This is a genomic window from Microbacterium phyllosphaerae, from assembly GCF_017876435.1.
Lineage (GTDB): Bacteria > Actinomycetota > Actinomycetes > Actinomycetales > Microbacteriaceae > Microbacterium > Microbacterium phyllosphaerae.
Map to the genome: position 1 here is coordinate 3,129,761 of NZ_JAGIOA010000001.1, position 10,514 is coordinate 3,140,274.

Genomic DNA, 10,514 nt, shown 5'->3' on the forward strand with positions numbered 1-10,514 from the left:
CGAGTCAGCGCGAAAGGGGAAGCTCGGCGGGGTCGCTCACCGGCAGCCGACACACGAACGAGCGGCAGTCGAACGCCAGCTCCCCCGCGTCGCCCTTGCCCTCGAACAGCTCGAAGCCGGCCTCCGCGAACGCCCCCGCCTGTGCGGGGGTGACGATCGCGATCACGTCCGCGTCGGCCGCACGTGCAGCGGACGCGAGTGCACCGTCGGGCGTCTGCGTGACGACGACGAGCTGCCTCGGTGCATCGACGAGACCCGCTGCCACCCGCAGCAGACTGCCGTGCGCGAACGGCTGCGACACGGCCTGCGCGGCGTGCTGGCGCACACGACCGGCAGCGGCCTCCCGATACCGGTCCCCCGCGCCGAGCCGCCACGCCGTGAGCGCCGCAGCGGCCACCGCCGCCGCGTCCGACGGCAGATCTCCGTCGGTCTGGTCGGGCGATGCGGCGATGCCGTGCGCGGCGAGCAGGGGATCGCCATCGAGTCCCTCGATCGCCGTGTCGAGCAGCGCACGTGCCTCGACGGCCCACGCCGCCTCGCCCGTGGCCACGGCCAGCGCGAACAGACCGTCGGCGAGCAACGCGACATCGGCGGCCGTCGCGACCGCCCCCGACGCGACGCCGTCGAGAGACGCGCGCACGAGGGCCCCGGTCGAATCCCGGTTGACCCGCAGCACGAACGCGGCGGCGTCGACCGCGGCCTGCACCCATGAGCTCTCGCCGAGCGCGGCACCCGCGCGAGCGAGCGCGGCGACGGCCAGCCCGTTCCAGCCCGTGATGACCTTGCCGTCGACAGCGGGCGGCACGAGTCCCGCCCGCTCCGACACCGGCCGCAGGTAGTACCCGCCCTCGCTGCGCTGCCCGTCGATCCACGACTCCGAGTCCTGCGCGGCGCCGAAGCCGCCGCCCTCACGACGCAGAGCATCCAGGAGGAAGCCCGCAACACCCCGAGCGGTCGCCTCCTCACCCGCATCGAGCGCGACCACCAGCAGCTGGGCGTTGTCGGTCAGCATCCGTTCGTAGTGCGGAATCGTCCAGTCGCGCTGCGTCGCGTAGCGGAAGAACCCGCCGTCGGCGTCGCGCAGATCGGATGCCGCCATCGCGGCGAGCGCCCGACCGGCCGCCGCCGCGGCATCCGGAGCCTCTCGTCGCACCAGCGGGGTCTGCAGCAGGCTCAGCGTCGTCGCGACGGGGAACTTGGGTGCGCCGCCGAACCCGCCGAACAGTGTGTCCTCGCGCTGGGCGATGGTGTCGGCGGCCGCGGCGAGGGCCGCCGCATCCGGCAGATCGGAGGGCGTCGATGCCGCCGCTCTCGAGAGAGCATCGGTCACGGCATCCGCCGATTCCTCGGCCTGCGCGCGGCGCACGGTCCATGCCTCGTTCACCGCCGCGAGCACGTCGCGGAACGCCGGCATCGGCTGCCGTGCCTCGGGAGGCCAGTACGTGCCGGCGTAGAAGGTGCGCCCTCGCGGCGTCGTGAACACCGTCAGCGGCCAGCCGAGATTCTGCGTGAACGCGGATGCCGCGGCCATGTAGGCGCCGTCGACATCTGGGTGCTCCTCACGGTCGACCTTCACCGCCACGAAGTCGCGGTCGATCAGTGCGGCCGTGGCCGGGTCGGCGAAGGACTCCCTCGCCATCACATGACACCAGTGGCAGGTCGAGTAGCCGATCGAGATCAGCAACGGCACGTCGCGTCGCTGCGCCTCGGCGAATGCCTCGGGCCCCCACGGGTACCAGTCGACCGGGTTGTCGGCGTGTGCCCGCAGGTAGGGGCTGAGCGTGTCGGCGAGCCTGTTGGTCATGGGCTCACGCTACGCCGATCAGGAGACGAGGAGCTGCTCCGCGGGCCGCGAGGCCGCGTAGCCGACGAGCGGCAATGCCCGTTCAGCCGCGAGCGCGATGCGTGCGTGAAGGACGTCGGACGCGATCACGTAGCCGTCGAAGTCCGTGTCGCTGGCGTAGACGCCCAAGGGCAGGGTCAGCGCCTGGAAGAACGCGAACAGCGGACGCAGCTGGTGCTCGATGATCAGTGCGTGACGCTCGCCGCCACCGGTCGCCGCGAGCAGCACAGGCTTGCCGACGAGCTCGTACTGACCGACGAAGTCGAACAGGTGCTTGAACAGACCCGTGAACGAGGCACGGTAGACGGGACTGCCGACGATCAGCAGGTCTGCGGCCTCGATGGCCAGGAGCTTCTCCTCGACGTTCGCCGGAAGATGGTCGCGGCGCAGAGCCCCCGCGAGCGAGGGGCCGATGTCGGTGAGCTCGATGACCTCGATCTCGACCTCGGCACGCTCGGCGACGGCCGCGGCGATCGCACGGACCAGCGCCGTGGTCTTGCTGGGCTCGTGCAGAGAGCCGGACACGGCGACGACGCGATAGGGAGCTGTCATGCCGTTGACGCTACTCACGACGACGCCCCGTGTCGCGAGGAGCGACACGGGGCGTCATCTGCCGAAGCGGAGCGTCTCAGTTGACGTCGTCCGGGTGCGAGCCGACACGGCCCGAACCGTCGAGCGGGTCGAGAGCGTCGATCGAGGCGATCTCGGCATCCGTCAGCTCGAACCCGAACACGTCGAGGTTCTCGCGCAGGCGCTCGGCGCGCACGGACTTCGGGAAGACGATGAAGCCCTTCTGGAGGTGCCAGCGCAGCACCGCCTGCGCGGGGGTCACGCCGTGCGCGGCCGCGGCCTCGGCGATCGCCGGGGTGCCGAAGAGGTCGTACTTGCCCTGTCCGAGCGGACCCCACGACTCGATGCGGATGCCGTGCTCGGTCGCCCAGGAGACGACGTCGCGCTGCTGATAGGCGGGGTGCAGCTCGATCTGGTTGACCGCGGGGGTCACGCCCGTCTCGGCGACCACGCGCTCGAGGTGCGGCACGAGGAAGTTCGAGACGCCGATGCTGCGGGTGAGACCGGCCTCGCGCAGCTCGACGAGCTTCGCGAAGGCGTGCACGTAGTCGTCCTTCGCGGGGGTCGGCCAGTGCACGAGGTACAGGTCGACGACGTCGAGCCCGAGCTTCTCGAGGCTCTCGGCGATCGCCGCGTTCGGCTCATCGTCGTGGTGGCGGTCGTTCCAGAGCTTCGTGGTGATGAACAGCTCGTCGCGGGCGATGCCGGAGGAGGCGATGGCTGCGCCGACGCCCTCTTCGTTGCCGTAGATGGCAGCGGTGTCGATGTGGCGGTACCCGATCTCGAGCGCCTCGCTCACGGCCCGCTCTGTCTCATCGGCCGGAACCTTGAACACCCCGTAGCCGAGCTGCGGGATGGAGTGGCCGTCGTTCAGTTCGAGTGCAGGAATCGTCATGATTCCACCCTACGACCCTGTGATGACAGGCGGGCCGGCCGGCGCCGAAGCCATCCGCACGGCCGCCCACCCCACCAGTCGTTCGAGCGGGCCTCGACCGAACAGGATCGACCACAACGTCGTCGCGAGGAGCAGGCAGAGCGCCGTCACCGCCCAGAAGCCGTTGCTCGTGAAGAAGCCGCCCGGGCCGCCGATCATCGCGACCGAGAGCACGTGAGCACTGTATGCCGTCAACGGCATGGATCCGAGAGCCCCCAGGGGCAGCAGCACCCAGCGCAGGGGCCCGCTGAGAAGCACGCACAGCGTGACGACGCACAGGGCGAAGCCTCCGGACCCCAGGATCTCCGCCGTGCCACCGGAGTGCGGATCGACTCCGAAGATCGCTCGGAGCACCGCACCTCCCGGATCCGCCGAGGCGAGCGCGTCCGGGTACGTGCTCCATCCGGATGCCGAGGTCCAGCTGCCCTCGGACATCGAGTCGGTGAGACCCGCGACCGCTCCGATGAGGCCGAGCCCGTAGCCGACGACCATGAGGCCGACGCCCGCACCGAGTGCGATCGCGGCGGTCTCGAGCTTCTCGACGTGCAGACGCCCGAGGGCCATGCCGGCGAGCACGAACGCGAGCCAGGCCGTGATCGGGTACGAGCCGTACAGCACCAGACTGATGCCGGCGCCATAAGGGTTCAAGGTGAGCGCTGCGAGCAGCGCCAGCACGGTCGGCGCCGCGAGCGCGAGGATGCCCGCGGCGAGCAGCAGCTTCCACGGCTGCCACCGCAGGAACGGGATGACGGCGACGTACAGCAGCCCGTACAGGGTGAGGATCACCGCGATCGGGGTGTTCAGCATCTCGAGCGCGAGTCCGATCACGAAGATCACCGCACCGCGTCCGACGAGCTGCAGACGGATCGTCGGCATGCGCTCGGGGGCGGGCAGAGTGCTGCGCCCCGTCATCAGCGCGATCGAGATGCCCGCGAGGACGGCGAACAGGATCGATGAGCGCCCATGCACGAGGTCGGTCCACGTCGACAGGTCGAACGGATCGAACGCCTCGGTCTCGCCGATGTGCGCCCCGGCCATCCCGAGGATCGCGAGACCTCTCGCGACATCGAGGCCGAGGATGCGGGGAGCCCGCCCGAACTCGCGGAACCACCGCGTTGCGGGGAGGGTCGTCGACACAGTGCTCACGGATGAATCGTACGATGGGAGGTCTATGCCCTCCCCCGTGATCATCTATCCTCCCGAGCTGCCCGTCAGCGCCGCCCGGGACGAGATCGCCGACGCCATCCGCGACAACCAGGTCGTCATCGTCGCCGGCGCGACGGGGTCGGGCAAGACGACGCAGCTGCCGAAGATCTGCCTCGATCTCGGACGCGAGCGCATCGCGCACACCCAGCCCCGCCGCCTGGCCGCCCGCACGATCGCGGAGCGCGTGGCGGAGGAGCTGCAGGTGGAGCTCGGCACGCTCGTCGGATACAAGGTGCGCTTCACCGACAAGGTCTCGGATGAGACGCGCATCGCACTGATGACCGACGGCATCCTGCTGAACGAGATCCACCGCGACCGACTGCTGCGCCGGTACGACACGATCATCATCGACGAGGCGCACGAGCGCTCCCTCAACGTCGACTTCCTGCTCGGGTATCTGGTGCGCATCCTTCCGGAGCGCCCCGATCTCAAGGTCATCATCACGTCGGCGACGATCGACCCCGAGAGCTTCGCCCGGCACTTCGCCACGCGGGAGGGCGCGCCCGCACCGGTCATCGAGGTGTCGGGGCGCACCTTCCCGGTCGAGATCCGCTACCGCGCGCAGACGGAGGAGACCGACGAGTCCGACGAGGTGACCGCGATCGTCGCGGCATTGCGTGAGCTCGACAGGGAAGAGCCGGGCGACGTGCTCGTGTTCCTCCCCGGCGAGGCCGAGATCCGGGATGCGGCGGATGCCGTGCGCGGCGCGTACTCGAAGGACCGCTCCCCCACCGAGGTGCTGCCGCTGTACGGGCGGCTCTCGGCGGCAGAGCAACACCGGGTGTTCGAGAAGAGCCGGGTCGCCGGCGCGCGCCGCCGCGTGGTGCTCGCCACGAACGTCGCCGAGACCAGCCTCACCGTGCCCGGCATCCGCTACGTCATCGACACCGGCACCGCGCGCATCTCGCGCTACAGCAATCGGTCGAAGGTGCAGCGACTGCCGATCGAGGCGATCTCACAGGCCTCGGCGAACCAGCGCTCCGGTCGCGCCGGTCGCACGAGCGACGGCATCGTGATCCGCCTCTACAGCGAAGAGGACTTCGACAAGCGCGCGGAGTTCACCGAGCCCGAGATCCTGCGCACGTCACTCGCGTCGGTCATCCTGCAGATGCTGTCGCTCGGCTTCGGCGACATCACGGCGTTCCCGTTCCTGACCCCGCCCGATTCGCGCGGCGTGAAGGCCGCCGTCGACCTGCTCACCGAGCTCGGCGCGGTGAGCGGCAGCGGCGATTCACCCCGTCTCACCCGCATCGGCCGCGACATCTCGCGCATCCCGATCGATCCGCGGTTCGCCCGCATGCTCATCGAGGCGGGCCGCCCGGGCGGAGCCGACGTCACCCGCGACGTCCTCGCGATCGTCGCGGGGATGTCGATCCAGGACGTCCGTGAGCGTCCGTCGCAGGACGCGCCGCAGAGCGTGCGCGACGAGGCGGATCGGATGCACGCACGCTTCGCCGACCCGACGAGCGATTTCCTCTCGATCCTGAACCTCTGGAACCACCTCAGAGAGCAGCAGCGCGAGCTCGGCTCGAGCGCCTTCCGCCGGCTCTGCCGCTCCGAGCATCTCAACTACGTGCGAGTGCGCGAGTGGTTCGACGTGCACCGCCAGCTGCGATCGCTGGTGAAGGACAAGGACGCCCGAGGTGCCGGCACCGCGGATCCGGATGCGATCCACCGCGCCCTGCTGGCCGGATTGCTGTCGCAGATCGGCATCCTCGACGAGCGGAACACGCCCAGCCGCGGCCAGAGCAAGACCCCGCCGAAGGATGCGAAGCGCCGTCAGGCCGAATATCGCGGCGCCCGCGGCATCCGCTTCTCGATCTTCCCCGGTTCGGCCCTGCGCAAGAAGGCCCCGCAGGCGGTCATGGCGGCCGAGATCGTCGAGACCTCGCGCACCTACGCGCGCACGGTCGCGGCGATCGACCCGGCATGGGCCGAGGCTCTCGCCGGCGACCTCGCGAAACGTCAGGTCACCGAGCCGCACTGGTCCAAGGACGCAGGGGCCGCCGTCGCCTACGAGAAGGTGACGCTGTTCGGGGTGGAGATCATCCCCCGTCGCCGCGTGCAGTTCGCGCGCATCGACCGGGCCGCCTCGCGCGAGATGTTCGTGCGCCACGCGCTGGTCGAGGGCGAGTGGGATCCGACGCGCATCGACAAGCGTGTGAGCGCGTTCTGGCGCAGCAACGCCGAGCTGCGCAAGCGCCTCGAGAAGCTCGAGGAGCGCGAACGCCGCCGCGACATCCTCGCCGGCGACGAGGCCGTCTTCCGCTTCTACGACGAGCGCATCCCCGCCGACGTCTTCGACGTGCGATCGTTCGAGAAGTGGTGGCGCGAGCAGCTCGGCACGACCCCCAAACTGCTCGTGATGCGCGAGGCCGACCTGCTCGACGATGACAGCCGTGCCGATCAGAACGAGTTCCCCACCCGGTGGACGCAGGGCGATCAGGTGCTCGGGCTCGCGTACCGCTTCGAACCGGGCGCAGCCGACGACGGCGTGAGCGTCGTGATTCCGCTCCCCCTGCTCGCGCAGATCGAGGATCGCGGTTTCGACTGGCAGGTCCCCGGCCTGCGCGCAGAACTCGTCACCGGACTGCTCCGAGCGCTGCCGAAGGCGATCCGCCGTCACGTGGTCCCCGCTGCGGACTGGGCCGACAGGTTCGGCGCCGAGCTCACCGGAGAAGGCCCCGAGTCTCACGGAGGACTGCCCGCCCGCACGCTCAAGGAGGCCCTCGCGCGCCTGATCCAGCCGCTCGCGAACCAGCTGGTCTCCGCGGCGGACTTCGAGGACGATCGGGTACCTGCCCACCTGCGCATGAACTTCCGCGCCGTCGACGAGCGCGGGCGCGTCGCGGGGTCGAACCGCGACCTCAGCGTGCTGCAGGCCGAGCTCTCCGACCGGGCGCGCAGCAGTGTGGCCCGATCGATCGCGGCGCCTCCCCGCCGCCCCGGCCCCTCGAAGGGACCGCAACCCGCCGCCGTGGCCGCCTCGATCGAGAGAGACGGCCTCACCACCTGGACCTTCGGCGACCTGCCCGAGGTGCTCGACACACGCGTCGCCGGCGGCGTCGTCCGCGGCTATCCGGCGGTCGTCGATCAGGGCAAGTCCGTCTCGGTGCGCGTGGAGTCCACCGCGGATGCGGCGGCCGCGGCCACCCGCGCAGGCGTACTGCGACTCGTGCTGCTCGGCGTGCCGTCGCCGTCGTCGTACGTGCAGCAGCACCTCACGAGCCAGGAGAAGCTCGCGCTCGCCGCGTCGCCCTACCAGTCGGCCGCGGCGCTCATCGAGGACTGCCGCGCCGCCGTGGTGCAGAACCTGATCGACAGGGCGCATCCGGGCGGCATCATCCGTACCGAAGCCGAGTTCGTGCGCGTGCGCGACGCCGTGTCCGCGTCCCTCGTCGACGAGCTGTTCGCCTGTGTGTCGCTCGTCGCCCGCATCCTCACGAAGACGCGTGATGTCGAACGCGGTATCAAGTCGCAGAACTCGCTCGCGCTGCTCGGACCGCTGAATGACATCCGCACCCAGCTCTCGGGCCTGCTGCACCCGGGGTTCGTCTCGGCGGCGGGCGTCGAGCGCCTCGCGCACTTCCCCCGCTACCTCGACGGGATGCTCGATCGGTTGAAGACCCTGGCGAGCGAACCCGGCAAGGATCGCACCCGGATGAGCGAGTTCGAGCGCATGGCGACGGTGTTCGAGGATGCCGGGGGCACGATCCCTCTTGCTCCGGATGCCTCGCCTGCGCTCGTCGAGACGCGCTGGCTGCTCGAGGAGTATCGCGTGAGCGTGTTCGCGCAGCGACTCGGCACGGCTCAGCCCGTCTCGCCGCAGCGCATCATGAAGGTGCTGTCCGCACGGGGGTAGCCTGAGGGCATGGCTCGCGCGATCGTCTACACAGAGTTCGGTTCCCCTGACGTGCTGCACCTGATCGAGGTGCCCGATCCGATCGCGCTCAGTGGTGAGGCCGTGGTGCGGATCGAGGCCGCAGGCGTGAACCCGATCGATGCCAAGCTCCGCGGAGCCAAGCGCCCGTCGCCGCCCATCACCGAACCGCGTGGCGTGGGCTTCGACGGCGCAGGCGTGATCGACTCCCTCGGCGACGACGTCGACGCGTTCGCGGTCGGCGACCGCGTGGCGATCCGCGACACCGTCGGCACCTACTCGAGTCTGCTCGCCGTGCCGGTCGAGAAGCTCGTCGCCCTCCCCGATTCGGTGACCGCATCGGAGGGTGCCGGCATCGGCATCCCCGCCGGCACCGCGTACCAGGCACTCCGCTCGCTCGGCGTCACAGGGGGCGACGTGCTGCTCGTGCACGGCGGCTCGGGCTCCGTCGGTCAGGCGGCCGTGCAGTTCGCCGTCGCCTGGGGCGCCACCGTGATCGCCACCGCCAGCCCCGCGCGCCACGATCAGCTGCGCGAACTCGGCGCGATCCCGGTCGCGTACGGCGAGGGGCTGCTCGAGCGCGTCCGTGAGGCGGCTCCGGGCGGCGTGACCGTCGCGCTCGACTGTGCGGGCACCGACGAGGCCATCGAGACGTCGCTCGAGCTCGTCACCGACCGCGACCGCATCGCGACGATCGTGCGCGGACCCGACGCCGCATCCTTCGGCATCCGCGCCTTCTCGGGCGGCTCCCCCGTGCCGCTCACCGAGCAGGAGCTCGCCTGGCGCGCCGAGGCCCTCGCCGCGACCGTCGACCTTCTGGCGGCCGGCGACTTCACGATCGAACTCGGCCCCGAGCTTCCCCTCGCCGAAGCGGCGCAGGCCCACGAACTCGTGGAGTCCGGCGCCGCCTCGGGCAAGATCGTGCTGATCCCGTAGCTGGATCGGCCGTCAGGCGACCCGCTCCTCGCGCTGCGCGGCCTGTGCCTCGTCACGGAGCCGCGCTCCCTCTCGCAACGCGGGAACGAGTTCAGCACCCCACTCGCGCACGTCGCCGAGCGGGTCGAACCCGCGGATGAGGAAGCGCGTCACGCCCAGGTCGTAGTACTTGAGCAGCGCTTCGGCCACCTGCTCGGGCGTGCCGACGGGTGCCGTCGAGTTGCCGGCCGGGCCCGTGAGCCTCGTGATGCCGAGCCACAGCCGCTCGTCGTGCACGTCTCCCCGCCGTGCGGCCTGCTGCAGACGGTCGGCCGAGACCGGGACGGGCTCGTGCTGCGCCGGACGGGCGAAGGTGAGGGTGCCTCCCGACGCCCGGCTCGCGATCACGGCCTCGGTCTCTGCGTAGATGCGCTCGGCCTTCTTCCAGGCCTCGTCTTCGGTGGCCCCGATGATCGGCCTGGTCGACAGACTGAACTCGACGGTTCGACCCTCGCGCGCTGCGGCCGCGCGAATGGTGCGGATGTGTTCCGCGACGTCTGCGAGCGGCTCCCCGAAGAGCATGTAGACGTCGGCGCCCTTGGCTCCCACCTCGACCGCGCCCTCGGACAGCCCCCCGAAGAACACCGGGATTCCCGCATCCGTCGCGGGCTTCACGGCGGAGAACGCGCCCTCGACCCGATAGAAGTCGCCGTGATAGTCGAACGGCTCGTCGGATGCGAGCGTGCGGCGGAGCACCTCGATGAACTCGCCCGTGCGCCGGTAGCGGTCGGACTTGTCGCTGAAGTCGCCGTCCCTGCGCTGATCGGCCTCGCTGCCACCGCTGATGTGGTGGATCGCGACCCGGCCGCCGCCGGTGAGATGATCCAGAGTCGCGAGTTTGCGGGCCACGACGGTCGGTGCGACGAATCCCGGCCGATGGGCGATGAGCACCTTCAGCCGGTCAGTCGAGTGCAGCGCCGCCGCCGCGACCGCGAAGCCGTCCGGCGAGCTCGCGCTGTAGCCGATCAGGACGCGGTCGAAACCCGCCTCCTCGTGGGCGCGCGAGAACTCGCGCACATAGGCCGCATCGACGGCCGGCCCTTCCACGGCCTTCGACTCCGATCCGGCGGTCGTGGCGATCATTCCGAGCAGTTCGATGGGCATGT

7 protein-coding genes are annotated in these 10,514 nt (G+C 70.5%); 2 read left to right on the forward strand and 5 right to left on the reverse strand.

Annotated features, from left to right (window positions below):
• Positions 1–4: 4 nt before the first annotated feature.
• The 4 genes from JOF42_RS14770 to JOF42_RS14785 form a co-directional block, all read right to left on the reverse strand.
• Positions 5–1,804, reverse strand: coding sequence for a thioredoxin domain-containing protein (locus JOF42_RS14770; protein WP_210098521.1), 1,800 nt, complete (start codon positions 1,802–1,804; stop codon positions 5–7).
• Positions 1,805–1,822: 18 nt separating this feature from the next.
• Positions 1,823–2,395: an FMN reductase gene (gene msuE / locus JOF42_RS14775; RefSeq protein WP_210098522.1), complete on the reverse strand. Its 573-nt coding sequence runs from the start codon at positions 2,393–2,395 to the stop codon at positions 1,823–1,825.
• A 76-nt stretch (positions 2,396–2,471) separates the two neighbouring features.
• A complete protein-coding gene (locus JOF42_RS14780) occupies positions 2,472–3,308 on the reverse strand; it encodes an aldo/keto reductase (RefSeq protein WP_210098523.1) in 837 nt (278 codons plus the stop codon).
• Between the two features lie 9 nt (positions 3,309–3,317).
• A complete protein-coding gene (locus JOF42_RS14785; protein WP_307803616.1) occupies positions 3,318–4,493 on the reverse strand; it encodes a heparan-alpha-glucosaminide N-acetyltransferase domain-containing protein in 1,176 nt (391 codons plus the stop codon).
• 25 nt (positions 4,494–4,518) lie between these two features.
• On the opposite strand from JOF42_RS14785, the gene hrpA reads away from it, so the two are divergent.
• Both hrpA and JOF42_RS14795 read left to right on the forward strand, forming a co-directional pair.
• The gene (gene hrpA, locus JOF42_RS14790; protein WP_245340819.1) at positions 4,519–8,415 is read left to right on the forward strand and encodes an ATP-dependent RNA helicase HrpA; all 3,897 of its coding nucleotides are present in this window, start codon (positions 4,519–4,521) and stop codon (positions 8,413–8,415) included.
• Between the two features lie 9 nt (positions 8,416–8,424).
• Positions 8,425–9,369 (forward strand): quinone oxidoreductase family protein, encoded by a 945-nt coding sequence (locus tag JOF42_RS14795; protein WP_210098526.1) that lies wholly within the window; start codon positions 8,425–8,427, stop codon positions 9,367–9,369.
• A 12-nt stretch (positions 9,370–9,381) separates the two neighbouring features.
• Here JOF42_RS14795 and JOF42_RS14800 read toward each other — a convergent pair whose 3' ends face one another.
• On the reverse strand, positions 9,382–10,512 hold the full coding sequence (locus JOF42_RS14800) for an LLM class flavin-dependent oxidoreductase (protein WP_210098527.1): 1,131 nt from the start codon (positions 10,510–10,512) through the stop codon (positions 9,382–9,384).
• Between the last annotated feature and the right edge of the window lie 2 nt (positions 10,513–10,514).